Genomic DNA, 25,027 nt, shown 5'->3' on the forward strand with positions numbered 1-25,027 from the left:
TATGAGCGAGCAAGCAAGCACCCGCCCAAAGGTTCCAGACGGCCACAGCCGATTTATCGTGACCCGTCAGAAGCAGGCGAATGAAAAGGGGTTCGTTGGATACGACGTCATTTGGGAAGAATTCCAGAAAGAGGCCAAGTACCAGACCCCGAAGCGCCCCTAACTGCGCGCGACCGCGTGAACTCGACAGGCTCGCGCGGGCGCCGATACCAAGTCCGCGCAGATGCGGAAGCTCGGCCTATCACGGCGTCGAAATTGTCCCCTACTCGCCTCACGCAAGGCAATGACTTCTCCAACACTCACATAGCCTGAAATTTCGTCACGGCTCCGCCCCTCGACCAGACGACTTTCACCAAGCATTGCGCCATCGGCTGGTCAATGGCCACGCGACGGACACCTCGAACTCGACGCAGTATTTGATGTTTCCCCCATCCTGAGCCGCGAAAACTCGCCCGACGCTGCGGATCAACGGATCAACAGGATATCAAGAATGAAACTGACATTGGCGAGCTCAGAGTTCGATGAGCAGCAAGCGATATTCACCGCTGAAATTGTTGAACGGATCAAAATCAAGCTTCAAGAAGCCAACGTAGAGCAGGAAAAGCTAGAAGATCTGACCGCGAGCATTGCGCTCAGCATCGCCGGCCTCATTGACGATCTCGCGGGGATCGAAGTGGATGGCTTGGACGTACATCCGTACTTAACCTTTCGCGGCGATGGTGATGAGCTCATTCACTGCGGTGAAAACTCATCGACATACGAGCACGTCTATGGCGCCATGAAGAAGCTGTTTCACACCTGACCGACAGCCCCAATCGGCCCAGACTGCGGGGCGCGCGATGAAATAGCTCTACTGCGCGTAATTTAGGGGTAGTGGCGTCAAGGATTGACTGCGCGCGCCCGCGCAGAGATGAGCAGGATACGGAAATCGCCTTAGATCGGTCTGGTTGGAATCCCACCGATGTCTGGACCTTTCTCCAGGGCCCCGCCCGCGCTGATCTCCGCATCGGTCGCGTCGCGCACGCTCAGAACCTCGAGTTCGAATACGACCATCCTGCCGCAAAGTGGATGGTTTCCGTCAATTGTCAGCGTCTTATCGTCCATTCGGGTGACGAGAAAGCTCTTGGCCTGACCCTTGTCATTCTCCATGAGAATCCGCATACCGACTTCCCGGTATTCATCGGGGACGTTTTCGATCAAGTCGGTGATGACCAAGGACTCGTCTCTGGAGCCATAGAGGTCCGTGCAGTCGATCGAAACCGATATCCGCTCTCCCGCCAACTTCCCCTCCAGCTCCGCCATGACCTGCGGCGCCAGTACCTCATTGCTTCCGTGAACATAACCCAGAGGAAACTCCACGGTTGTCAAGACGTCACCCGTCTTCTGATCCACGACCCGATAGGTCAGCTCGACGAACTTGTTGTCGCCAATTCTGTTGTCTTCGATGGTTTCTTTCATAATCGGCTTCATGGATTAGAAAATCGAGGCAGCGAAGATCCGCACGTCCCCCCTCTCGTAGCCAAGGACCATTCGTCCCAGCCACTCGCCTTCCCGCGTGGTACTCCGCACGCGGTAGAGAACCGTCACATGTTGGCCGCGCCTGATGATTCCTAGAAAGTCGCGTTCCTCGACCAGGTTCCGTGCCAGCTCGCTGTGCGCGAACTGCTTACCCACTTCGACCTCGTTCAAGCCAAGCAGCAAGTCGTAAGAGAACTTCTTGATGAACTTGCCATACTGACCCTTATTGGAATACTTGATCAGGTCATCCCACATCGGGTGCGCGATCTCGAGTATCTCTTCGTCAGTCTTATCGATAATGTTCATGTTACATCGCCATCAATCGCCTTCACGCCACCGTGACGTCAAGGCAGGTGTGCAAGCCGTCAAGTTAACACGCATAAAAAAAGACCAACAAGGACTGTCGATCTCCCTTCGTCTTCGTCTTCGTCTTCGTAGCCGTCCATCGAGCCACGCTAACCACCAACCTCGAGCGCAGAGGCTCCGCCTCGGAAAAGGCAAGGCCCCGGATACACCGAGGGCCCATGCCTGAAGGCGATCTCTGTCAAAGACCATGCCCGTCGACCGGGATTCCCACCTGCCTTGGCTGTCACACTCACCGTCACATCGCCCGGCGATGCTCTGGTGAGTGCTCACTGAAGGCCGACGAAAACCCGGCGCCCTCGGGCAGGGTCTTTTCCTGCAATCGCCTAAGACGCGCTTGATCCTACTCCTCTACGAGGTGGTACAAAGGTGCCTTTTCCATGGTGTATTCACCCGTCTCGGGGTCACGGCGAGAGACTGTCAGCACATGCCAGTTCTCGTCATCCACCTTCATGACGTCGCCCCGGTAATAGTAGCCCGGCCAGCGGGTTTCCTTGCGGAACAGGGTGTGCTGCATGACGGCCTCGGAGGTGAGCTGACGATGCTTCAGCTCCCATGCCCGCAGCAGCTCGTGGATGTTTTCCGCGGCAACCTTCTCGAGATCCTCCTCCAGGAGTTTCATCTTCTTAAGACCGATGTTCAGCAGCTTTTCGTTGGTCATATAGCTGACTGTGACACCACCCGCGTACTCGTCCATCAGCTTCTGCAGGCGATCCAGGCCCTGGCGCGGGTTGATGTAGTTCGGGTTCACCGAACCGGCCGTGATCTCATTCCGATAGACTTTGTAGTGCTCCATCGGCTTGTAGATCTCTTCCTTGCGACGATTGATCTGCTCGTCGGAGACACGGATACCCTCGGCCTTGCCGTCGTCGATGTACTTGCAGGCAGCCTTTGCCGCAAGACGGCCTTCGGTGAAGGAGCCGGACGAGAAGGCGTGCGGCGTGCCGCCAACGGCGTCACCAGCACCGAACAAACCTTCGACCGTGGTCATGCGGTTGTAGCCCCAGAAATAATCTGGCGGTGAGATATCCTCCGGACCCGAGCACCAGGCGCCGCAACCGGTCGCGTGAGAGCCCATGACGTAGGGCTCGGACGTGGTCAGCTCCGGGTTCTCGTTCTTCGGGTCGACGTCGGTTGCTGCCCAGAGGACGGCCTGTCCAACGGTCATACCCAGGAAGTTGTGCCAACCAATCTCTTCAAGATGCGGATCCTGGAAGGCCTCCATGGTGACCATGTGGATCGGACCGCGACCGGCATTGACCTCACTGATAAACGCATGGTTGCGCAGACAGGTCGGTATGGGTCGATGCGTTCTGTGCGAGGCTTCCGGATCCAGATATTCCTTGCCGACCATTTCCTGCAGCTGAGGCCACCACTTGGATTCATACTCCTCGCCGACACCATTTTGCGTATAGGTCTTGAGGTGCAGGAAGTAGGCGCCAACCGGACCGTAGCCGTCTTTGAAACGCGCCAGGACGATTCTGTTCTCCATCTGGGTCATCTTGGCGCCAGCGCCAATCAGCAAGCCGTAGGCCGAGCCCGAAGACCAGGGGGCATACCAGACACGACCAGCACCTTCACCAACCGAGCGCGGCTTGTAGATGTTCGAGGCGCCGCCCGCGGCAACGATGACCGTTTTGGACTTGAAGACGTGATAGTTGCCCGTACGCACATTGAAGCCGACCGCGCCGGCGACACGATTTGGCTTGCTTTCATCCATGAGCAGATGGGTGACGCAGATCCGATTGAAGACCTTGTCAGCCGACTTCTTCGCAGCTTCCGCGACGATTGGCTTGTAGGACTCCCCGTGAATCATGATCTGCCAGCGTCCTTCACGCTGATAGGCACCCGTCTTCGGGTTGCGCATCAGCGGCAGACCCCATTCCTCGAACTGGTGTACGGCCGAGTCGACGTGACGCGCCATATCGAATAGCAGGTCTTCGCGAACCATGCCCATCAAGTCGATTCGCGCGTAACGGACGTGGTCTTCCGGATTGTTCTCGCCGAAACGGGTGCCCATGTAGCAGTTGATGGCGTAAAGACCCTGTGCCACGGCGCCGGAGCGGTCGATGTTCGCCTTTTCGGCGATGACGATCTTCTTGTCCTTGCCCCAATAGCGGGCCTCGAAGGCGGCGCCCGTGCCGCCCAAGCCAGCTCCAGCGACGAGGATGTCGATACCGTCTTCGATGATTGTCTTGTAAGCCATCAGTAGTACACCCCCTCTTTCATCTTCAGGCCATTGGACTTGAGCGTGTGCAGGTCACCATCATCGAGACGGATGTACTTGGGCTCATTGAACAACAGCTGGCTCTCGCGCATCTCCTGGTTGGGAGCAGCCGCGTCGGCGAGCTTGGGAATGTGCTGGCCCCAAGGCTTCGTGGTGATCGGCGCCAGCAGAGTCATGTCTTTCTCGCCATTGCGGAAGATGATCCGCCAGGCAATGACACCCTTTTCCTCATCGCGGCGCACGCGCACCGAGTGGCCCAGTGGGGCGAAGTCCGCGTAGCCACGCACGTCGATCGCGTTATGCGGGCACGCCTTGACGCAGGAGTAGCACTCCCAGCACATGTTGGGCTCGATGTTGTAAGCGCGCCGGACAGTCGTATCAATGTGCATGATGTCCGAAGGGCAGATATCAACGCATTGGCCGCAACCATCACAGCGGGTCATATAGACGAAAGTTGGCATCTTCTATTCCTCTTCGTGACTCGATTCATCGCATCAAGATCAATCGAATCAGGCTCAGTAGTGGGTCGGAGTTTCGCGCTTGATACCAAGCCCCATGTTCGGCGGGGTGTCGCCCATGTACTCAGGGATATCCGGATAGCGTTGCTTGACGGCAGGATCGGTCAGCTCGGGTAGCTCGGGCAGTTTGTCCATCGAGCCGTCCGCCTTGGCAACCTTCTTCTGGAACGCGGCCGCGGGCTTGTAGAACATGTGGGCGAATTTCGACCAGAAGACGGAGCTGAACAGCGTGGTGGCCGCCGCGATGAAGATGACCAGCGCAATCGCCGAGCCCAGCAAGGACCAAGCCAGAGCGAACGTCGCCATCACCAACAGCGAAACGATGAACAGATCGGAAAGGTGCACGTCATACCACTGGTGGCCTTCGGAGCGCACGTCGACGCGGATATTGAACCAGAACCAGTAACCGCCGATGCAGATCATCAGCGCACCGAGATGCCAGAGCAGGGGCGCGAGGGTTGATGTCTCCCCCTCCGCGGCCGGCAGACCGAAGATCATAAGCGCGGTTGTCACCACGAAGATGACGAAGCCGTATGAGATGAACAGGTGGGAGATACGCCGATTGGGGTTCTCGAACTCGCCCGAGGCCAAGACCTCGTTTGCCACCGTGCTGACGGCGATGCCGACCTTCTGTCCGCTATTGACGTCGCGCTTGGCGAGCTTCTTGAGCGATTGTCCTTTCTCGAAGAAATACTTTGCACTCTTCTTGTGCATGACGTCGAGCAGGGTGCCGCCGATGACCAAAAGGACCATCACAACGACGTACGCCTGCATCACAGCAGGTGGGATGAGCGCCGAAAGCTCGGCGAAGGGATTGGCAATCATGAGAGCTGACCTCCGTTATGGATTACCGTACGGCTAAGGGAACGACCCCGAATGGCGATTCCCGCCCCGGCCATGTGCGACCCGGCAATATCGAACTCCCCGAGGGCTCGTGAAGACACGACTCCAGATACCTCGCCTGCGCTGCCTGCCTTGATTGAACGCCGAAACGGAGCTCGATCAGCGTCTCTTGGGTACCCTGAAGCGTCCGCACCGGCTCGCTTCAGCGGATTCCTCCTGCGACGCTCAACGACAGGCCGCAATCGCAGCGATTCCCGCGCGAGCGGCGCATCCTGCCGTCCGCGGAATCAGGCGAGGTTTTCGCGATCTCGGGGGACTCGCTGCCCCAAAGAGAAGACTCCTTGGCCTTTTAGTGCATTATCGAGTGCTCACGTAGAGCATAAGCATACTAGATACTTCGGATAGCTTTGCACAACCCCACCATGACGCAACCAGATGACCTCGGTCATCAATCCCGCAACAGGTGTGAGAGTGATTCCAGCAGCCGCGCGCGCGCCAGCATTCACGCAGGCTGGAGTAAATACCCTGTCTAGGCTAGAGCCAATCGAGAGCGCCATGCTCCAGCTCGGCGATCAGGTGCTGGAGCCAGACGCCTTCTTGACCGGTCCAGCGCGTCGAAAGAGCAGCACCAGGGCGATGGCCAGACTGGTGAGCGCAGCCCCCGCCACCCAGGGATTGAGATGCAGGAGCAGCCGATGCAGCGGGATGGGGTGGTGGTCGAAGGCATAGAGTCCGACGACCCAGGTCGCGACCCAGAGCCCTGAGCCGATGAGGTCGGCGATGAAGAAACGCAGCCAAGGCAGACGCAGGCCACCGGCCACCAGACCATCCAGTTGCCGGGTGCCATCGAAGAAACGGCCGAAGAGGATGAGCCAGGCCCCGAAGCGTCGAAAGAAGCCGTCGAAGCGCCGCAATCGGCGACGGTTGATCCCCGCACGGAGCAGGAGGCGCCGTCCGCCGCGCCGGCCAATCCAGTAGCCCAGATTGTCCCCGACCACCGCGGCCGACCAAGCGGTGATCAACACCGCCGTCAGGCTCATCTCCCCCTTGCCAGCGAGCAGCGCGGCGGCGGCCATGAGCATGCCGCCCGGAGCCGGGATGCCGATCCCCTCAATGGCAATGGCCAGGGCGAGCACGGGATAGCCGTACTCATGCAGCCAGGGTGCGGCCACGGTCAGGGCGGACTCGAATTCGCTCATCGCATCATCATCCCATGCTGGTCACCTGGAACGCGCCGACCCAGGCGGCCTCGGGAGGAGACTCGACCTGGCACGCTCAAGCGCGAGCCCGCGTCTGCGCCGCGCCACAATGGACGCGGATCTCAGCTGACGCCAGCCGCGGAAGGCGGCTTTGCGTGCCCCCTCATCTTGAGCACGATCAAAATGGTGATGATCACCGCCATCACCGCGCCCGTGGACAAGGCGATCAGCAAGGCATTGTCGTCGAGGAAGGCAATGCCAACGCCGCTGAGGAGGAGGAAGAGGCCGAAGACCGCCATCTTCCAATCCAAGTAGATGCCGGCGAGCATGCTGGTCAAACCGGCGAGATAGATGATCACGAAGCCGTCATCCTCGGCTCTCAAGAAATGCTGGACATCGGCCATGAACAAGAGACTGATCACGAGCATGAGGCTGCCCCAATGCAGGAGCAGCTGGATCACGTAATAGAGCCGCGAGCCTGCGGTGGATCCCGCGTGCAGCCGCCAACCGCCGATGGCGGAAACCAGGCCGATGATGGGAATGAAGAGATACCAGCTATCCTGAGCCGAGGCGGGATCATGGTCCGTCAGAGAGATGAGAAAGATGGCGACCCCGTAGAGACCAATGTAGGACAGCGTGATAACGATCTTGAAGAGCTTGGATGCGGCGCTGCCCGTGCCTTGGGCGCGCGCGGACAGCGCATCCGGGCTGGAAACGATCTCTGTCATGATGTGTGCTCCGTTCGTGTTGGCTTGAATCACATGCAGTGGCCTTCGCCGTGCTGCCGACCGGAGACGGCTGGCGAAGGCGGCGCGCTCCTTCCAATCGATAGCGAGGGGGTCAGCGATTCGTGATCCGGCCTGGCTCGCCCCCTCCCTGAGCGTCGCCCCGCGTGAGTCTAGCATTTCGCCTGTCCGGACTGGCGGCTATTACCGTCGTCTCGGCGGCCTCAGCGTTGCCCGCCGGACGAAGAGGCAGGAAAACCGTGTAGTCCACATGCAATCGGAACGTCATGCTCGTCCCTTTCGCACTGGTCGCAATCAAGCGCTGCGGATTCCGCGCGACTTGGAGCTGGATACCGACGATGCGGTGATTCGCCTTGACGGCGAGCGGCTGATCATTGAGGCCATCACACGCCGAGCCGATCTCGCGACGCTGCTTATCGGCTGGAAGCCCCTTGATGAGACCCTGCCGGACATCGACGAAGGGCTCCCGCCGCTCGACGACATTGCGCTCTAGCCATCCTGTACGCTCATGTCTGAACGGCGCTATCTCCTCGACACAAAGATCCTTTCGGCGCTGATCCGCGAGCCGCAAGGCGCAGTCACGACACCCCAAGGGCAATCGCATCAATATGTTAGCGGATGCTGTTGGAAGCCGTCCGTAAATAATTCGTGTATGATGGCGGATTTCTTGGGGGGCATAGCCAAGCCATGGGATATCCGAGTGATTTGACGGAGACCGAATGGGACCTGATCCAACACTTTTTCCTGCCGCGCGATCGGCGCGGTCGAGCCCCCGATCATCCGCGCAAATTGATTGTCGACGCCATTTTGTACGTCGTGAAATCGGGGTGTCAGTGGCGCTTGTTGCCGAACGATTTTCCCAATTGGAAGACGGTTTACGACCACTTCAGTCGCTGGAACAAGCGCGGGGTGTGGGAGGCCGCCTTGGATGATCTGATCCGGGTCCATCGCGAAAAAAGTGATCGTTCGCCGAGTCCAAGCTACGGCATTGTCGATTCGCACAAAGCGTCAAGACCCAGTATGCCAGCGAAGCGCGTGGCATCGATGCGGATGTTGATGGGGTTCGGCTGATGCATGGCGTTGCCCTCGTGAAGCGGGTGTGGTGACCGGACAGGCCGCCGAAGCGCGTCCGGGTCGACCAGGTTAATCCGGCTCAGCATGAACGGCAGACGCGAGAGTTCCACGACGATGGCGCCGAGGAAGGCCGGTGGACATCGACGACGTCGTACAGCATCCGCCCGTTTTCGATCCCCTTGCGCTCGCTCGCTATCGAGCGCGTCGAGCGCCACCATGTCAGTCCTATCTGGTCGCGCGGGCCAATAAGCCTTCGCCACGACGCGAACATCGCTACCGTTCAGGCACGACACATCTGGAGGAGAACGCATGAAAGTCATCATCGTCGGCGCTGGCTTAGCCGGCCTCAGCGCCGCCATCTATGCGCGCGCTGAGGGATACGAGGTCCAAGTCATCGAAAAAAATTCATTGCCCGGTGGAAAGCTGTGGCAATGGGAACACGAGGGTTTTTCATTTGACATGGGACCGTCCATGATCATCGAGACCTGGATCATCGATGAGGTCCTCCGGCTCGCTGGGCAGGAGCCGCTCGAATTCCAAGCGGTCTCACCACTCTTCTCGGTCTGGCTCGAGCATCAAAGCTGGACCATCGAGACGCACTCCGCCCTGGAGATGGTGCAACGCCTCGCCCCGGACGATGCGGACAATTTCTCGACGATCGCGCGAAAAATGGAGACGGTCATCGCGGACATCCGGGCATCGTTGTTCCAAAGGCCCGTCAAAGGTCTGCTTGGCCTCATGAATCCACGTCTTCTGAGAGTCGCAAGCATCATCGATCCGCGTCTAAGCGCCTCGGAATATGCGAGTAAGCACTTCAAAAGTGACGTCCTTCGCGCCCTGCTGTCAACCTATCCATCCTATACCGAGCACCTGATCCAAAAGTCTCCTGCAATCGCCGTTTTCGTCCCCTTTCTCATGCTGCAGGACGGTATCCACTACCCCAAGGGCGGCATCTACGCCATTGCTGATCGGTTGTATCGGGGCGCCTTGGAGATGGGGGTGGAGTTTGTGTTTGACTCGGAGGTCGAACGCATCAAGACCGAAGAGCATCGAGTGGTGAGTGTCGGCGATGGTCACACCGCGGATGCCTTCATCTGCACGGCCGACTTCCAACATATCCAATCTCTCCTCGGAAGGACGTCCCACAAGAAAGCGGCACATGCGTACTTCGCCGCCGCTGTCGCCGTCGACAGAAGACTCCCGTTCACACATCATACGTTTCTCATACCCAAGGAGTATCCGGCGGCACACCGCTCGATCGATGAGGGAAAGGTCCCGGATGAGTATCCGCTCTACCTGTGTAGCGCCTCAAAGACGGACAGTGACTGTGCGCCGAACGGATGCGAGAACCTATTGATCGTCGGAGTGCTTCCCAGCACACAGGCGCATGATTGGTCCGACAAGGAACGCGTCTTCGAAAATGCACTGAAGCAGATCGAGCGAATGACAGGCGAGACGATCCGTCCAGCGGCGAAGAAGATCATTGCACCCGACGATTTCGAGTCGCGTTTCAACAATACGGGTGGCTCTGTCTTCGGGCTTTCAGGCCTGCATAATCCCTTCGTGGGATTCAGAGAATATAACAAGGACAAAGACATCAAGAATCTGTACTACGCGGGTGCGACCGTTCAGCCGGGAAGCGGCGTACCTCTTGTGATCCGATCAGGGAAGTTTGCAGTCGACCTCTTGAAGCGCGCATGAGCAGAGCGCTCGTCTGTTTACTCCTGTTTCGAGTTCTGGGAGTGAGGCTCCAGTCACCACCTCGACGGCCACCTCAGGACGGTGCCCGCCATCCTGACTCTGCGACCGCCCTCGGCGCAACGCGCGCTCTGGGGTGTTCACAAGGGTAGATCGCCCGGGTCAGCCGATTCAACTGGAGAGCGGTCAGGGGCTCTTGCCACGACACACCATCCGGGTGGCGCTCGGCTGCGGCGGGAGCCTAGGGGTGGATTCGGTCGCGCGTCTGGCGCGTGCTCCATCGAGAGTGTCCCACCGCAGGTGCTTGCTTCCGCGCCATGCGCGCCCACCTGCAAACTTATGATCAAAGACATCGTTTTGGCCTTGCGCAACGCACTCCCGGGCGGCTCTGCAGCCTCCCGGCATCCGCCCGCGACCGTGGCGCAGCTCGACCTCGATCGGCTCTTGGGAACCTGGTTCGAAGTCGCGAGGCTGCCAAACCTCGAGGCGGACGGGTTCTGGCAGCGCGCCGTGGACGTCACCGCCACCTATGCCAAGCGGCCCGACGGCCGCCTCGGCGTTCAAACGGTCTCCTACAATGCCAACGCGGGCATGCGGCGCACCGAGGTGAACGGGATGGTCCGACCCGCGAACGCGGGCGGCTCGAAGCTGGTGCTGACGTTTTTCAATCTCATTCGGGGGGATCTTTGGGTTATCGGGCTCGACCCTGAGTATCGATGGGCGCTGACGGGCACGCCGAGCCGACGGCGTCTGTGGCTGATCGCACGCACGCCGCGCCTGGACCCTGCCGAATACGAGCGGGCGATGGCGATCGCCGCGGCACAGGGCTATGACGCCGCGCGCGTCAGACCCACGCCGCAAGGCGTCGCGGGTTGAACTGCCGCGCTGGGGGTGTTTGCCATCCCCAGGGCAGCACGACGCGACAGCCGCCGCATCAGGATGTCCATCTGGCGCCCTCTGACCAGAGTGCGTGATCAAAGGACACCGTGCGGGCCGAACCGCTGGACGGCGGTGAGCGGGAGACGGCGCTACTCGAACAGGCGCAGCAAGCGCCAGAAGTCGACGCGGACACCATCGTCGCAGAGACTCTCGGTGCTGTCGTGGCGCTGTCCAAGACGACGCTGCAGGCCGGGGAGTTCGGGCAGGTCATCCTCTGAGCCGTCATCGCCGTTGAGCAGGGTGTGCTCGGCGAGGCCGCGGCACAGGGCCTCGGCGTTATCGGCGAACAGCGGACCGATCTTGAACCCTTGCTGGCAGGGGCGGATGACGGCCGGTGCCTGAAGCCGCGCGATGAGTCGGTCACGACGGGTCTGCCGGAGCTGACGACCCAGCCCCTGGCTGCGGTGGTCCGCGCGGACGATGAAGAAGCCCATGAAGCCGAAGCGTCCTGCATCGGCGACGATGGAGCCGCCGCCGATCAGCGCGCCGTCGTGCTCAGCGGCAATGAAGCCCTCGGGGTCGGTGTCCCAGAATATCTGGACATCGTTGAGACCGGGATTCCAGCCCTCGGCGGCAGTCCAGTCCACCAGGGTGTCCAATTCCGGGCGGGTCATGACGCGCATGGTTGGCTCAGGGGGCATGGCCGTGTCCTCATCGGTAGTGGTCGTTGGACGCGATCTGCCTTGGAGCCAAGCATCGCTCCCTGGAGCCGTCAGGCAGAGGCTCATGGAGCGCCTCGGCTGGCGCGAAGGTGCTCGACCTCCCTGGCAGCGGTCCGCTTGCATTGCGCGATCTGCGGCAGGGCCACAACGGTCCCGGTCAGCCGTTTCGGGGTGCTCGCGTCGTCCGGCGGCCACCGCACGCTGGGCGACCTCGGTCCGCTGCCGGGGATCCCAACCGAGCGAGAGCCGCCACTGGGGCGGCTGCCCCTGCCGGCGCCGCTCGGCCACCAGGCGCTCATAGGCGCCTTTTAAGGCCATGCGCGCGCCGACGCGGTGAGCAGGATCTCCTCGGTGACGCAGACACTGGCGGCCTCGTCGAAGGTGTCGATCGCCAGCACGCTCCAGCATCGCAATGACGTCGCTCGGGCGCGGGAAGTCACGACCGCGCTCGGCGTCCAGCAGGTGGCCATCCAGGACCTGGCGCAGGGTCGCAAGATCCAGGCGCTCGGCGAGCAGGCGCCACCAGGTCTGCTTGAGCCGCACCGGCACGCTCTGCCCGTAGGTCTCGCCGACCTCATCGAGCAGGTCCGAGAAGGCTTTACGATCATGGTCGCACAACATGGAACTCCCCCTCCAACGGACCGGAGTCCGGGTTGAGAAAGGCCAGATTGCACGGCGTCAACCTGAAGAACACGCGCGGTCCCGCGATCGCCCGTTAATGGCTCGAACCATCTCATCGCAGACCCGATCGATTCGAATGCCGCAGAGTGGGCGAATCACGCGGTCGCCGAGCTGCCCTCGACCTGTGCCTTCAGCAGCTCGTAGAGCTGTCCTGGCCCCAGCAGAATCTCCTTGAGCCCCTGCCTTACCCGTTCTGAGTCCAGCGCCTGCTTGCTCATGGTCGAGTGCGCGGCGAGCGCGTCCATGATGGCGTTGAGCACTTCCTGATCCAGATCGGGTGAGCTTGCGAACTGCTCCTTGGTATTGCTCGCGGCCTGCTGGACCAGGATCCCGGACTCCAGGAGCTTGGTCTTGAGCACCTCGTTGACGTAGACGAGCTTATCCTCCGCGGTCAGCTCGCCCTCGAAGAGGTCGTTGACCGCCGCGATGATGGCGCCGAGCAGCGCGCGCTCCTTCTCGTGGACATCACCGCCGCCCGTCTCGGTCATGGGCTGGAGCGTCTCGCCGTCGCTCAACTTGAGGTTGCGCTTGCCCTGGTTGCGCAGGGCATGGTGGGTCAGCGTGACCTTGGAGAGATCCACGCCTTCCCGATCTCTCCCGAAATCTCCCAAAGGTAGGCGGTGCGGTGCCCGTTCGGATTGACCGGGTTGCCGGCGGCTCCGTGATCGTCCTGGTCGAAGGGCAGAAAGCGTGTCGTTGCGCCCTGCAACCGGGTCGTCATGCGCACATGGGAGTTGCTGACGGCGAAGTGGACCAAGGCCCCGCTGGGAAAGGACAGCAGCGGCTCTGCCGTGCCCTGCCCCTTGGGCTTAGAGTCTGTTCATAAAGTCCATGTTGAATTGCATATGTTTTTTCAAACATGGGAGCACAAAACGGGACGAAAATCGGCTTTTAACTAAATTTCATGGGTAGGTCAAACTGCAACAATCTAATTTCATTAGATAAACTTTCTGAACAGACTCTTAGGCTCGCGGTCGAAGCGGTACTGGTCCACGGCATCCTCGACCGACTGGGTGAAGTCGGTCTTGATCATGTGCTTGATCGATTGAGCCCGCAAGCCGGGCTCCCCTCCGGGTGCTCGTTCCCGCGCTTCGAACCCGGCAGGTCGGTCGAGTGAGCGCAGCGTCACCCGGCAGAAACCATCACTCAGACCAAGGCCAGACCGTCTTGTTGAGTCTGGATCAGACCGATTTGGGGGGATCGAATGGCGCTGCTGATGGTGGCGTTGCGGGTTGGCGATCGCGCGTTACCACTGGCGTGGCGGGCCGAGGAAGGGGCCGCCAATATCGGGTTTGCGGGCCAACGGGCGGTCTTGGAGCAGATTCTGGCCTGGCTGCCGTGCGGAGCACGCGTGCTGCTGTCGGCAGACCGGTTCTATCCCTCGGCGGCGCTTCATGTGTTCCTATCGATCTGCGCTGTCTTCAAGCTCGAATGCCTCAAGCGGGTCCACAAGCTCAACCACTTCGCGCCACGCGCGAAGCTCTATGTCGAGGCGCTTCAGCATGTCTTCGGCGAACTCAGGCGCCTGAAGGCGGCGGCGTAACATCAGTGATAAGTGACGAGGTCAACGCCGGAGAACCTGAAGAATTTCTTCAAGCTCTAGACGCATTTGACGGAGAATCTGATGAGTCTGATTCAAGTCGTGCTTTGCGCCCTCGCCACTGAGCTGCTGGCGGGCACCACCGATGGTGAACCCCTGGTCGTAGAGCAGACTGCGAATTTGACGCACCATGAGGACGTCGTGGCGCTGGTAGTAGCGGCGGTTGCCGCGGCGCTTCACCGGGTTGAGCTGTGGGAATTCCTGCTCCCAATATCTCAGCACGTGCGGCTTGACGCCGCACAGCTCGCTCACCTCACCGATGGTGAAATAGCGTTTGCCGGGGATCGGCGGGAGTTCGCCGTCTCCGACACCCTCAACGCTATCGGTGGGTTCCAGCATAGGCCTCTACCCGTGATTTGAGCTTCTGGCCAGGACGGAAGGTGACGACGCGGCGGGCGGTGATGGGGATCTCTTCGCCCGTCTTGGGATTACGGCCTGGACGCTCCTTCTTTTCGCGTAGATCGAAGTTTCCAAAGCCAGACAGCTTGACCTGCTCACCGCGCTCCAAGGCCGTGCGGATCTCTTCGAAGAACATCTCAACGATATCTTTCGCTTCGCGCTTGTTCAGCCCAAGCTGATCGAACAGATGCTCAGCCATTTCGGCTTTGGTCAACGCCATACCTTCAATCCCTCAATCTCGCGCCAAGTTCAGTGGCAAGGCTTTCCAGGACACGCCCCACCATGGTTTCAATCATGTTGTCTTCAAGTGTCTGAGAAGAAGACTGTAAAATCAATCCTAAAGCCAAACTTTTTCGTCCAATCTCGATGTTCTCGCCTCGGTAGACATCGAAGAGAACGATGCTCTTCAGCATCTCCGGCACCGCGGAACGCACGCAGCGCGAGATGGCCTCGTAGCTCACCGACTCATCCACCACCAGTGCAATGTCGCGTCGGATGCTGGGGAAGCGCGAGATCTTCTCGAAGCGCGGCAAGACACCCGTCGCGATGGGCGCAATGTCCAGTTCGAAGAGGAAGATGTCCCCGTCGAGATCGAGCTTCTTGCCGATCGATGGGTGCAACATCCCCATGATGCCGACGCGCTGGCCCGCCAGCTCGATGCTGGCAGTCTGGCCGGGGTGCAATGCCGCATGCGTCGCGGGAACGAAGCTGAATCCGTCCGCGTTGCCAGTGAGTGCGAGCAACGCCTCGACATCGGCCTTGAGGTCGTAGAAGTTCACCGCCGCCGCCTGCGCGCCCCACTGCTCCGGCAGTCGCGACCCCAAGACCAGGCCACCTATCCCTGGAGTCTGCTGCAGCCCATCCTCGGTGATCCTGAAGCGCAAGCCCGACTCGAAGACGCGGATGCGCTCCTCCTGACGTGACTGGTTGTAGCTGGCCGCCTGCAACAATCCGGGCCAGAGACTCGTCCGCATGGTCGAGAGCTCGGAGCTCAAGGGGTTGGTCAGCCTGAGCGTCTGCGCGTCCGGCTCGACCAGGGCCTGCATCTCAGGGCTCACGAAGCTATAGGTGATGACCTCATTGAAGCCGCGATCGACGAGTGCAAGCCGGGCACGGTCCAGATCGAAGGCCGTCTCCGCAGCCGCCTTGGTTGCGGAAGCCGCATTGGCGTGGGTGATAGGAATAGCGTCGTAGCCGTGGATGCGCCCGATGTCGGCGATGAGATCGACCTCGCGCACCAGATCGAAGCGCGCACTCGGAGGGGTCACGCGCCAGCCGTCGTCGAGACGCTCCACGGCCATCCCGAGCCGTTGGAGGATATCGGCAATCGTCTCCGCGGGCAGGGTGAGGCCGAGAATCTCTGCCACACGCCGCTCGCGCAAATGCAGCGACTCGCGCACCGGTAGATGTGCCTGCGAGCTGACCTCGACCACCGGCCCCGGCTCACCGCCCGCGATATCCAGCAGCAGGCGCGTCGCTCGCTCCATCGCCATTGCTTGGAGCTGCGGATCCACGCCGCGCTCGAAACGGTGCGAGGAGTCGGTGTGCAGTCCGTAACTGCGCGCCTGACCGCTCACGGCGACCGGGGCGAAGAAGGCGCTCTCGAAGAGGATGTCGCGCGTCTCCTCGCCCACGGCTGTCGCCGCGCCGCCCATGATGCCCGCCAGCGCGACAGCTTTCGTGGCGTCCGCGATGACCAGCGTGTCGGCGCGCAGCGTCGCTTCCTCGCCGTTGAGGAGTGCGAGCCGCTCGCCCTCCTCCGCCATGCGGACGCGAATCTCGCCCGCGAGCTTGGCGAGGTCGAAGCCGTGCATCGGCTGACCAAGCTCAAGGAGCACATAGTTGGTCACGTCCACGACCGGGCTGATCGAGCGCAGGCCGCTGCGGCGCAGCCGCTCCTGCATCCAGATCGGCGTCGCGGCGCCCGCATCGATGTTGCGGACAACGCGGCAGAGATAGCGCGGACATGCATCCGGGGCCAGGAGTGTGACCTCGAAGCGCGCATCAGACGTCGGCAAAACCGGCTCGATCACGGGAGCCGTCAGCGCGACGCGGTTGATGACCGCCACCTCGCGCGCCAGCCCGGCGAGGCCCAGGCAGTCGCTACGATCGGGCGTGAGATCCACCTCGATGCAATGATCGTCGAGACGCAGCCACTGCCGAATGTCTTCGCCAATCGGCGCGTCCGCCGGCAACGGCAGGATTCCCTCGGAGGACTCCGCCAAACCCAGCTCGCTCGCCGAGCAGATCATGCCGAACGACTCAACTCCGCGCAGCTTGGCCCGCTTGATCTTGAAGTCGCCCGGCAGCACGGCGCCGAGGGTCGCGACCGGCACCCGCATGCCTTCCGCCACGTTGGCCGCGCCGCAGATGATCTGGAGCGGGTCACCTTGCCCGACATCAACGCTGCAGATGCGCAGCTTTGCCGCGTCCGGATGGGGCAGGATGCGCTGCACCAGACCGATGGTCACGCCCGTGAAGGCGGGAGCCGCGGGCTCGACCGCATCCACTTCAAGACCCGCCATGCTGAGCTGATCGGCCAATTGCCGGGTATCGACCGGCGGGTTCACCCACTCACGCAGCCAAGCCTCACTGAATCGCATGTCCCGCTTTCCTATGTCTTGGCCTCGACACCTCGAGAGGGGCTAAAGCCGCTGTGAAAATCTCTGTCGTCAGATTGAGCGGATCGACCGTCCGCTCGATTGCTCACCCGCGCGAGCAGCCCACCTGCGGCTCGATCACGCCGAAGCCAGTGGTCCACGCGTGCTGTTCTTGAACCTGGCTGCCCAACAGGCGTCGATGCCGTCAAGCGCTTGACGTGGCGGCAAGCGGCAGCGACGACGTTCGGCGGATCGCGCCCGCGCAAGACGGCCTGCCGTGCATCCTTTACGCCTCGATAGCGCGACGATCCCGCTCGGCGGATCAGGGCGACGCTCAGGCGAACTGCCGCAGATACCTCAGATCATTGTCGAAATTGAGGCGAATGTCGTCGATGCCGTAGCGCAGCATGGCCAAGCGCTCGACGCCCATCCCGAAGGCGTAGCCGAGATAGCGTTCCGGGTCGATGCCGACATGGCGAAAGACCTCCGGGTAGACCATGCCGCAGCCCAGCACCTCCAGCCAACCGGTCTGTTTGCAGACGCGGCAGCCGTTGCCGTCGCACATGACGCACTGGATGTCGACCTCCGCCGAGGGTTCGGTGAAGGGGAAGTACGACGGGCGGAAGCGCAGCTTGAGGTCACGCTCGAAGAAGTTGGTCAGGAAGTCGTAGAGCACTCCCTTGAGATCGGCGAAGCTGACTTGCTCGTCGACGAGCAGGCCCTCGACCTGATGGAACATCGGGGTGTGCGTCAGATCCGAGTCGCAGCGATAGACCCGGCCGGGCGCGATGATCTTGAGCGGCGGGGACTGCTCTTCCATCACGCGGATCTGCACCGGCGAGGTATGGGTACGCAGCAGCCGATCCGTATCGAAATAGAAGGTGTCGTGCATCGCCCGCGCGGGATGGTGCTCGGGGATGTTGAGCGCCTCGAAGTTGTGGTAGGCGTCCTCGACCTCGGGCCCCTCGACCACGGCGAAGCCGGCATTGGCGAAGAGGCGCTCGATGCGGCGAAGGGCGCGGGTAATCGGATGCAGGCCCCCGGGGCGCTGTCCACGCCCTGGCAGCGTCACATCGATCCGCTCGGCCGAGAGGCGCGCCGCCAAAACGGCCTCTTCCAGGGTCGCCTTACGCGCGTCGATCGCCTGCTGCACGGCCACCTTGGCCTGGTTGATCGCCTGCCCGGCGGCGGGACGCTCGGCGGCGGGCAGCGTCCCGAGCTGCTTGAGCAGCGCGGTCAGTTCGCCGCTCTTGCCCAGATAGCGCACCCGCACCTGGTCGAGTCCCGCCAGATCGGCGGCACCGGCGATGGCCGCGATGGCGGCCTCTTGCAAGGAGTCGAGCCCAAGCTCGTTGTGTTCGGCCATGCGATGAGTCTTCCGGCTGGAATGGAACTCCAAGCGCCCGGCCCAAACGAAGAGAGGGAAAGACCATGGCCTTTCCCTCTCGGTCGACAGCGGACGCGGACGGGACGGCGGTGGATCAGGCCAGGGCTGACTTCGCCTGCGTCGCGATCGCCGCGAAGGCCACGCTGTCGTGGAAGGCGATATCGGCCAGCATCTTGCGATCGACCTCGACACCCGCCTTCTTCAGGCCAGCGATGAGACGGCTGTAGGAGAGACCGTTCTCGCGGGCCGCCGCGTTGATACGCGCAATCCACAGCGCGCGGAACTGCCGTTTCTTCTGGCGGCGGTCGCGATAGGCGTACTGGCCAGCCTTGATGACGGCCTGCTTGGCGACGCGATAAACCTTGCTCCTGGCGCCATAATAGCCCTTGGCTTCATCCAAGACCTTCTTGTGGCGGGCGTGGGCGGTTACGCCACGTTTCACTCTAGGCATCTATAAGTCTCCGGTTTGGCTCAAGGGCAACTAGCAATAAGGGATCATGCGAAGCGCAGAGCGCACGTCCGACTTGTGAATGAGCTTGGAGGAGCGCAGCTGGCGCTTCCGCTTGGTGCTCTTCTTGGTCAGGATGTGACGTCGATGCGACGCGTTGCACTTGACACCGGAGGCGGTACGCTTGAAGCGTTTCGCGGCTCCGCGATTGGATTTCAGCTTAGGCATTGGACTCAATTACTCCGCTATTTGCTGATCTGATGTCGAGCGACTTCGGCCGGCCTCCCGCTTGCGCCAGGAAGACAGCGGGCGCCAGCGGCGCCCGGTGTCTGCCTGACCTCTCTCAGTGGGAATCGCCCCGAGGCCGGCGTTCGATTGTCGCTATTTCTTTTTGGGGCCGAGCACCATGACCATCTGCCGCCCTTCCATCAGCGGCTGCTGCTCCACGATGCTGAATTCGGACAAATCATTTTCCACACGTCTCAACAACTCGAGACCAAGTTCGCGGTGAGCATGCTCACGGCCGCGAAAACGCATGGTGACTTTGGCCTTATCCCCTTCATGTAGGAAACGGGTCAGGTTGCGTAGTTTGACCTGATAGTCTCCTTCATCCGTCCCTGGGCGAAACTTCACTTCCTTGAGCTGAACCTGCTTCTGCTTCTTCTTGGCCTCGTTCTTCTTCTTCTTCTGGTCGAAGAGAAACCGACCATAATCCATCAACCGACAAACCGGTGGGTCCGACGTAGGGACGATCTCGACGAGGTCTAATGCAGCCTCATCGGCCATCTCTATCGCTTCGCGCGTATTGACGACCCCAACTTGATTTCCGTCCGCGCCGATGAGCCGGACTTCCGGCACATTGATCTCTCTGTTGACGCGGTTTCTCTTTGGTGCGGCGATAGCAGGCTCCTCCAAAAACACAAAAAATATCGGCAGAGTCGGCGCGGGTACGAGCCAACTCGCCTAACCGTACGTTAGTGGATTCGGTTCGTGACCTCTTCGGTCAGCCGGTCGATGAAGGCACCGAGCTCGAATGTGCCGAGATCCTGGCCATGGCGGTCGCGAGCAGCAATGGATCGCGTTTCGACTTCACGGTCACCAATCACGAGCAAGTAGGGCACCCTCTGCAAGGTGTGCTCGCGGATTTTAAAGCCGATCTTCTCGTTTCTCAAGTCCATCTCGGCCCGGAAGCCCTTGTCGCGCAACGTCTTAGTGACCTCTCGAACGAAGTCCGCCTGACGATCCGTGATATTGAGCACGACCACCTGAACCGGCGACAGCCAAACCGGCAGCAAACCCGCGTAGTGCTCGATCAGAATGCCGATGAAACGCTCGACCGAGCCGAGAATGGCCCGATGAATCATCACCGGCGTCTGCTTGCTGTTGTCCTCGGCGATGTAATGCGCGCCGAGCCGCCCAGGCATGGAGAAATCCACTTGAATGGTGCCGCACTGCCAGGCGCGCCCGATGCTATCGTGCAGCGTGAACTCGATCTTGGGGCCATAGAAGGCGCCCTCGCCCGGCTTGACCTTGTACTCCAGACCCTTGTCGGTCAGAGACTGCGCCAGCGCCGCCTCGCCCTTATCCCACAGCTCATCGGAGCCAACGCGCTTCTCCGGACGCAGCGACAGCGCCAAATCAATCTCGGTGAAGCCGAAGTCCCGATAGGTCTCGAAGACCATGTCGATCAGGGTCGCAACCTCTGGCTGCAACTGCGCCTCGGTGCAGAAGACATGGGCATCATCCTGCGTGAAGCGGCGTGCGCGCATGAGGCCGTGCAAGGTACCCGATGGCTCATTGCGGTGGACGACGCCGAACTCCGCGATGCGCAGCGGCAGGTCGCGATAGCTTTTCAGCCCTTGATTGTAGAGCTGGATGTGACCTGGGCAGTTCATCGGCTTGATGGCGTAGTCGCGATCGTCCAGGTGGGTCGTGAACATGTCGTCCGCGAACTTCTCCCAGTGACCCGAGCGCTCCCACAAGGATCGATCCAGCACCTGGGGCGTCTCGACCTCCTCGTAGCCGTATTCCTGCAGCTTCTCGCGCATGTAGGCTTCGGCCAGGCGATAGATGACCCGACCCTTGGCATGCCAGAAGGCCATGCCCGGCGCCTCATCCTGGAAGTGGAAGAGATCGAGCTGCTTGCCGAGGCGGCGGTGATCGCGCTTCTCCGCCTCCTCGAGCCGATGCAGGTACGCCTTCAGCTCCTTTTTGTCGCGCCAGGCCGTGCCATAAACGCGCTGGAGCATGGCGTTGCTGGAGTCGCCGCGCCAGTAGGCGCCCGCAAGCTTGGTCAGCTTGAAGCCATTGCCGAGCTTGCCGGTGCTTGGCAGGTGCGGACCACGACAGACATCGAACCAGTCGCCCTGGCGATAGATGGAGACCTCTTCCCCTTCGGGGATGATGTCATTGATGATCTCCACCTTGTAGTGCTCACCCAGCTCGCCGAACATCTGCTTCGCCGCTTCGCGGTCGAGCACCTCGCGCACGATCGGCAGGTCGCGCTTGACGATCTCGTGCATGCGCGCCTCGATCCGTTCGAGGTCGGCCGGGGTGAAGGGCTCGTCACGCGCGAAGTCGTAGTAGAAGCCGTTCTCGATGGCCGGACCGATGGTCACCTGCGTGCCTGGATAGAGCTCCTGGACGGCCTGGGCCATGACATGCGCGGCGTCGTGCCGCATCAGCTCGAGCGCGACCGCTTCATCCCTGCTGGTGATGATCGCCAGCTCCGCATCCGCGTCCATGACATAGCTGGTATCGACCAGGCGGCCATCCACGCGACCGGCGAGCGCCGCCTTCGCCAGGCCAGGCCCGATCGACGCGGCGACTTCATGAACCGAGATGGGTTGATCGAACGGGCGTTGCGAGCCGTCGGGAAGCGTGATCAGAGGCATGTCGAGGTCCTTGTGTCAGTGGTGATCGATACGAGGGATCACGTGATCGGGTCAACGCAGCCCCGAGTGCCGGAAGCCGCAGCGCGAAGCGGTATCAATAAAAAAGCTGCCAGCTTTCAGCATTCGACTCTCAGCCTGATGATTGCTGAAAGCTGATTGCTGAAGGCTGGCAGCTCGGAATTGGTAGGCGCGATTGGACTCGAACCAACGACCCCCACCATGTCAAGGTGGTGCTCTAACCAACTGAGCTACGCGCCTGTCGTCAGGAGCCCGGCATATTACAGTCGAGCTGCAGAGATCGCAAGCGGTTTTTAGATGCTCCCTTCGAAAAACGGCGCGGACACGCCGTTTCAGAAGATAATACCATTTCTGATCAGAGGTTTGGCGATCATCGCGATGTCAGAAGAGATCCAACGACTGGCATTCACGAGCATCCCTATCGACGCGGCCCCCGGATGAGTTGCAGCGGAACTGATGCCTCGGACCAACGCATGGGCCGGCCCGGACCGTCGAATTCCGCGTTGCGACATCGCTATACTGGCTGGACCGCAGAGACAGACTCAGCCGAATCTATGACGACCATTCGCGAGACCGACTTCATCCAGAGCATCGCCGACGCCCTCCAGTTCATCTCCTACTATCACCCGCGCGACTACATCCAATCCCTGGCCGCCGCCTATGAGGCCGAGGAATCGCCCGCCGCGCGCGATGCCATGGCGCAGATCCTCTACAACTCGCGCCTGTGCGCCGAGGGGCATCGACCGATTTGCCAGGACACCGGCATGGTCGTGGTGTTCCTGAAGATCGGCATGGAGGTGCGCTGGGAGACCCGGATGAGCGTGCAGGCGATGGTCGATGAAGGCGTGCGGCGCGCCTACACCCATCCGGACAACGTGCTGCGGGCCTCGATGGTCTCGCCGCCGATCGGCGCGCGGAAGAACACGGGCGACAACACCCCCGCCATCGTCCACACCGAGCTGGTGCCAGGCGACAGGGTCGAGGTCAAGCTCGCGGCCAAGGGCGGCGGATCCGAGAACAAGTCCAAATTCGCCATCCTCAATCCCACCGACAGCCTGGTGGACTGGGTGCTCCGAACAGTACCGACCATGGGGGCCGGCTGGTGCCCGCCCGGCATGCTCGGCATCGGCATCGGCGGCTCGGCCGAGAAGTCCATGCTGATGGCGAAAGAGGCGCTGATGGAGCCCATCGACATCCATGACCTCAAGGCGCGCGGACCATCCGACCCGATCGAGGCGCTGCGACTGGAGCTGTACGAGAAGGTCAACGCGCTGGGAATCGGCGCCCAGGGGCTGGGCGGCCTGACCACGGTGCTGGACGTCAAGATCCACAGCTACCCGACCCACGCGGCGTCCCTGCCAGTGGCCATGATTCCGAACTGCGCCGCGACCCGGCACCTGGAATTCACGCTCGACGGCTCTGGCCCCGTCGCGCTAGACCCGCCCAGCCTGGACGATTGGCCGGCCGTCGTCTGGGAGGCGGACAGCAGCGCCAAGCGGGTGAATCTGGATAGCGTCACGCGCGATGAGATCGCGACCTGGCAGCCCGGCGATCGACTGCTACTCTCCGGCAAACTGCTGACCGGGCGCGACGCCGCGCACCAGCGGATCGTCGATCTATTGAATCGGGGCGAACCGCTGCCGGACGGCGTCGACCTCACCAACCGATTCATCTACTACGTCGGCCCGGTCGATCCGGTGCGTGACGAGGTCGTTGGCCCCGCCGGCCCCACCACCTCGACACGCATGGACAAGTTCACCGAGCAGATGCTGAGCCAGACCGGGCTCATCGGCATGGTTGGCAAGGCCGAGCGCGGACCGACCGCGATCGAGGCGATCAAGCGCCACGGCGCCGTCTACCTCATGGCCGTTGGCGGCGCGGCTTACCTGGTTGCCAAGGCCATCAAGGGCTCCAGACTGGTCGCCTTCGAGGACCTCGGGATGGAGGCCGTGCGCGAATTCGAGGTCGAGGACATGCCGGTCACGGTCGCGGTCGACAGCCGCGGCGAGTCGGTCCACCAGACCGGACCCGCGAAATGGCGCAGCAAGATCGGGCTCATCCCGGTCGAGGTCGTGCCTTAGGCAGTTGGCAGTTGGCAGTTGGCGCGTCCGACGGTGCGTTGTGTCTGTCAACATTGGCCGCCTCGGGCACGGAAATCTCGCGATGCTCGAACTATTACAGCAATCCCCATAGGGCTCTGAAATGTCGAAGAACACCTACTCCGCCTTCCGCATCCACAAAGACGACCAGGGGCACCATGCCGGGATCGAGCAGTTGCCGAAGCCAACGCCTGGCGACGGCGAGGTGCTGGTGCGCGTCACACACTCCGCCGTCAACTACAAGGACGCCCTCGCGGGCACCGGCAAGGGCAAGATCCTGCGAACCTTTCCCCTAGTCGGCGGCATCGACGCCGCGGGGCGGGTCGAGGCATCCAGCCATCCGGGCTTCAAGGCCGGAGACGCGGTCATCGCGACCGGCTGGGGCCTGAGCTTCGATCACGACGGCGCCTATGCGCAGTATCTTTGCGCCCCGGGTGACTGGCTGGTCGCCATGCCGGAGGGTCTGGATGCCCGGTCGGCGATGATCCTGGGCACCGCCGGCTTCACGGCGGCGCTCGCGGTGCATCGGATGCTGGTCAACGGCCAGCGTCCGGAGCTAGGGCCGATCCTGGTCAATGGCGCCAGCGGCGGCGTGGGCTCCATGGCCGTAGCCATCTTCGCCCGGCTTGGCTACGAGGTCGTCGCCGTCTCCGGCAAGCCGGCGCTACACGACTGGCTCACCGCGATGGGCGCGGCGCGCATCGTCGGCCGGGATGCGCTGGCGGAGGCCAAGCGCCCGCTCGAAAAGGCCGAATGGGGCGGCGCGGTCGACAACGTCGGCGGCGAGATGCTGGCGCAGATCACGCGCACCGTCGTACCGAACGGCAACATCGCCGCCATCGGCCTGGCGGGCGGGCATGAGCTGAATACGACCGTCATGCCCTTCATCCTGCGCGGGGTAAGCCTGCTCGGCTGCAACTCCGTGGATGTTCCCACGCCCATCCGCACCGAACTCTGGGGCCATCTGGCCGGCGACTGGCAGCCGGAGCGGCTGGAGGACATGCTGACCGAGACGGTCGGGCTCGAAGGGCTCGCGGATGTCTTCGAGCGCATGCTCGCCGGACAGACGCATGGGCGGATCCTGGTCGAGATCGACTGACGCCCGTCGGATACC

The 25,027-nt window shown here is 61.8% G+C and carries 25 protein-coding genes, 1 tRNA gene and 1 pseudogene; 9 read left to right on the forward strand and 18 right to left on the reverse strand.

Features of this window, described 5'->3' with window-relative positions; translation table 11 throughout:
• The first annotated feature begins 1 nt into the window (after position 1).
• Entirely contained in the window at positions 2 to 163 is a 162-nt protein-coding gene (locus tag CKO23_RS00410; RefSeq protein WP_200327767.1) for a hypothetical protein, read from the forward strand.
• A gap of 327 nt (positions 164 to 490) precedes the next feature.
• Positions 491 to 802: a hypothetical protein gene (locus CKO23_RS00415; protein ID WP_200327768.1), complete on the forward strand. Its 312-nt coding sequence runs from the start codon at positions 491 to 493 to the stop codon at positions 800 to 802.
• A gap of 131 nt (positions 803 to 933) precedes the next feature.
• Here the strand turns inward: CKO23_RS00415 and CKO23_RS00420 are convergent, their stop codons facing one another.
• The 7 genes from CKO23_RS00420 to CKO23_RS00450 form a co-directional block, all read right to left on the reverse strand.
• Positions 934 to 1,458: an FKBP-type peptidyl-prolyl cis-trans isomerase gene (locus CKO23_RS00420; RefSeq protein WP_200327769.1), complete on the reverse strand. Its 525-nt coding sequence runs from the start codon at positions 1,456 to 1,458 to the stop codon at positions 934 to 936.
• A 15-nt stretch (positions 1,459 to 1,473) separates the two neighbouring features.
• Positions 1,474 to 1,824 carry a hypothetical protein gene (locus CKO23_RS00425; protein WP_200327770.1) on the reverse strand — a complete coding sequence of 117 codons (351 nt, stop codon included), beginning with the start codon at positions 1,822 to 1,824 and terminating at the stop codon, positions 1,474 to 1,476.
• 400 nt (positions 1,825 to 2,224) lie between these two features.
• The gene (aprA, locus tag CKO23_RS00430; RefSeq protein WP_200327771.1) at positions 2,225 to 4,087 is read right to left on the reverse strand and encodes an adenylyl-sulfate reductase subunit alpha; all 1,863 of its coding nucleotides are present in this window, start codon (positions 4,085 to 4,087) and stop codon (positions 2,225 to 2,227) included.
• Positions 4,087 to 4,569 carry an adenylyl-sulfate reductase subunit beta gene (gene aprB, locus CKO23_RS00435; RefSeq protein ID WP_200327772.1) on the reverse strand — a complete coding sequence of 161 codons (483 nt, stop codon included), beginning with the start codon at positions 4,567 to 4,569 and terminating at the stop codon, positions 4,087 to 4,089. Before aprB ends, aprA begins: the two co-directional genes overlap by 1 nt.
• Positions 4,570 to 4,623: 54 nt before the next feature.
• Complete coding sequence (locus tag CKO23_RS00440; RefSeq protein ID WP_200327773.1) at positions 4,624 to 5,451, reverse strand: adenylyl-sulfate reductase; 828 nt, start codon at positions 5,449 to 5,451, stop codon at positions 4,624 to 4,626.
• Between the two features lie 590 nt (positions 5,452 to 6,041).
• On the reverse strand, positions 6,042 to 6,668 hold the full coding sequence (locus tag CKO23_RS00445) for a DedA family protein (protein ID WP_200327774.1): 627 nt from the start codon (positions 6,666 to 6,668) through the stop codon (positions 6,042 to 6,044).
• 122 nt (positions 6,669 to 6,790) lie between these two features.
• Positions 6,791 to 7,396, reverse strand: coding sequence for a hypothetical protein (locus CKO23_RS00450; protein ID WP_200327775.1), 606 nt, complete (start codon positions 7,394 to 7,396; stop codon positions 6,791 to 6,793).
• 337 nt (positions 7,397 to 7,733) lie between these two features.
• Between CKO23_RS00450 and CKO23_RS00455 the strand changes: the two genes are divergently transcribed.
• The 4 genes from CKO23_RS00455 (at position 7,734) to CKO23_RS00470 (ending at position 11,062) form a co-directional block, all read left to right on the forward strand.
• Complete coding sequence (locus tag CKO23_RS00455) at positions 7,734 to 7,907, forward strand: AbrB/MazE/SpoVT family DNA-binding domain-containing protein (RefSeq protein WP_346014535.1); 174 nt, start codon at positions 7,734 to 7,736, stop codon at positions 7,905 to 7,907.
• A 212-nt stretch (positions 7,908 to 8,119) separates the two neighbouring features.
• Positions 8,120 to 8,485: a transposase gene (locus tag CKO23_RS00460; RefSeq protein WP_200327777.1), complete on the forward strand. Its 366-nt coding sequence runs from the start codon at positions 8,120 to 8,122 to the stop codon at positions 8,483 to 8,485.
• A gap of 312 nt (positions 8,486 to 8,797) precedes the next feature.
• Complete coding sequence (locus CKO23_RS00465) at positions 8,798 to 10,189, forward strand: phytoene desaturase family protein (protein WP_200327778.1); 1,392 nt, start codon at positions 8,798 to 8,800, stop codon at positions 10,187 to 10,189.
• A gap of 360 nt (positions 10,190 to 10,549) precedes the next feature.
• Positions 10,550 to 11,062: a lipocalin family protein gene (locus CKO23_RS00470; RefSeq protein WP_200327779.1), complete on the forward strand. Its 513-nt coding sequence runs from the start codon at positions 10,550 to 10,552 to the stop codon at positions 11,060 to 11,062.
• Positions 11,063 to 11,214: 152 nt separating this feature from the next.
• Here CKO23_RS00470 and CKO23_RS25395 read toward each other — a convergent pair whose 3' ends face one another.
• Both CKO23_RS25395 and CKO23_RS00485 read right to left on the reverse strand, forming a co-directional pair.
• The gene (locus CKO23_RS25395) at positions 11,215 to 12,408 is read right to left on the reverse strand and encodes a GNAT family N-acetyltransferase (RefSeq protein ID WP_242482126.1); all 1,194 of its coding nucleotides are present in this window, start codon (positions 12,406 to 12,408) and stop codon (positions 11,215 to 11,217) included.
• Positions 12,409 to 12,563: 155 nt separating this feature from the next.
• Entirely contained in the window at positions 12,564 to 13,049 is a 486-nt protein-coding gene (locus tag CKO23_RS00485; RefSeq protein WP_200327781.1) for a hypothetical protein, read from the reverse strand.
• Positions 13,050 to 13,858: 809 nt separating this feature from the next.
• On the opposite strand from CKO23_RS00485, the pseudogene CKO23_RS26865 reads away from it, so the two are divergent.
• Positions 13,859 to 14,011 (forward strand): annotated as a pseudogene (locus tag CKO23_RS26865) (IS701 family transposase); the annotation flags it as partial.
• Between the two features lie 21 nt (positions 14,012 to 14,032).
• Here the strand turns inward: CKO23_RS26865 and CKO23_RS00495 are convergent.
• The 9 genes from CKO23_RS00495 to CKO23_RS00535 all read right to left on the reverse strand — a co-directional run bounded on the left by CKO23_RS00495 (position 14,033) and on the right by CKO23_RS00535 (position 22,054).
• Positions 14,033 to 14,407: a MerR family transcriptional regulator gene (locus CKO23_RS00495; RefSeq protein WP_200327782.1), complete on the reverse strand. Its 375-nt coding sequence runs from the start codon at positions 14,405 to 14,407 to the stop codon at positions 14,033 to 14,035.
• Positions 14,388 to 14,687 (reverse strand): integration host factor subunit alpha, encoded by a 300-nt coding sequence (ihfA, locus tag CKO23_RS00500; protein WP_164450360.1) that lies wholly within the window; start codon positions 14,685 to 14,687, stop codon positions 14,388 to 14,390. The genes CKO23_RS00495 and ihfA overlap by 20 nt, the downstream gene beginning before the upstream one ends.
• Before the next feature lie 4 nt (positions 14,688 to 14,691).
• Positions 14,692 to 17,070 carry a phenylalanine--tRNA ligase subunit beta gene (gene pheT / locus CKO23_RS00505; protein ID WP_200327783.1) on the reverse strand — a complete coding sequence of 793 codons (2,379 nt, stop codon included), beginning with the start codon at positions 17,068 to 17,070 and terminating at the stop codon, positions 14,692 to 14,694.
• Between the two features lie 331 nt (positions 17,071 to 17,401).
• Positions 17,402 to 18,433 carry a phenylalanine--tRNA ligase subunit alpha gene (gene pheS / locus CKO23_RS00510; protein ID WP_200327784.1) on the reverse strand — a complete coding sequence of 344 codons (1,032 nt, stop codon included), beginning with the start codon at positions 18,431 to 18,433 and terminating at the stop codon, positions 17,402 to 17,404.
• 115 nt (positions 18,434 to 18,548) lie between these two features.
• Positions 18,549 to 18,905: a 50S ribosomal protein L20 gene (gene rplT, locus CKO23_RS00515; RefSeq protein ID WP_200327785.1), complete on the reverse strand. Its 357-nt coding sequence runs from the start codon at positions 18,903 to 18,905 to the stop codon at positions 18,549 to 18,551.
• Between the two features lie 30 nt (positions 18,906 to 18,935).
• Positions 18,936 to 19,130, reverse strand: coding sequence for a 50S ribosomal protein L35 (gene rpmI / locus CKO23_RS00520; protein WP_200327786.1), 195 nt, complete (start codon positions 19,128 to 19,130; stop codon positions 18,936 to 18,938).
• A 153-nt stretch (positions 19,131 to 19,283) separates the two neighbouring features.
• Positions 19,284 to 19,817 carry a translation initiation factor IF-3 gene (gene infC, locus CKO23_RS00525; RefSeq protein WP_200327856.1) on the reverse strand — a complete coding sequence of 178 codons (534 nt, stop codon included), beginning with the start codon at positions 19,815 to 19,817 and terminating at the stop codon, positions 19,284 to 19,286.
• Positions 19,818 to 19,876: 59 nt separating this feature from the next.
• Positions 19,877 to 21,796: a threonine--tRNA ligase gene (gene thrS / locus CKO23_RS00530; RefSeq protein ID WP_200327787.1), complete on the reverse strand. Its 1,920-nt coding sequence runs from the start codon at positions 21,794 to 21,796 to the stop codon at positions 19,877 to 19,879.
• Between the two features lie 181 nt (positions 21,797 to 21,977).
• Positions 21,978 to 22,054 (reverse strand) — tRNA-Val (locus tag CKO23_RS00535).
• Positions 22,055 to 22,368: 314 nt separating this feature from the next.
• Here CKO23_RS00535 and CKO23_RS00540 point away from each other — a divergent pair.
• Positions 22,369 to 23,895: a fumarate hydratase gene (locus CKO23_RS00540; RefSeq protein WP_200327788.1), complete on the forward strand. Its 1,527-nt coding sequence runs from the start codon at positions 22,369 to 22,371 to the stop codon at positions 23,893 to 23,895.
• A gap of 121 nt (positions 23,896 to 24,016) precedes the next feature.
• Positions 24,017 to 25,012, forward strand: a complete 996-nt coding sequence (locus CKO23_RS00545) for a YhdH/YhfP family quinone oxidoreductase (protein WP_200327789.1) — start codon at positions 24,017 to 24,019, stop codon at positions 25,010 to 25,012.
• Positions 25,013 to 25,027 lie beyond the last annotated feature (15 nt).

It is taken from the genome of Thiocystis violacea (genome assembly GCF_016583565.1).
In the GTDB taxonomy this organism is placed as follows: domain Bacteria; phylum Pseudomonadota; class Gammaproteobacteria; order Chromatiales; family Chromatiaceae; genus Thiorhodococcus; species Thiorhodococcus violaceus_A.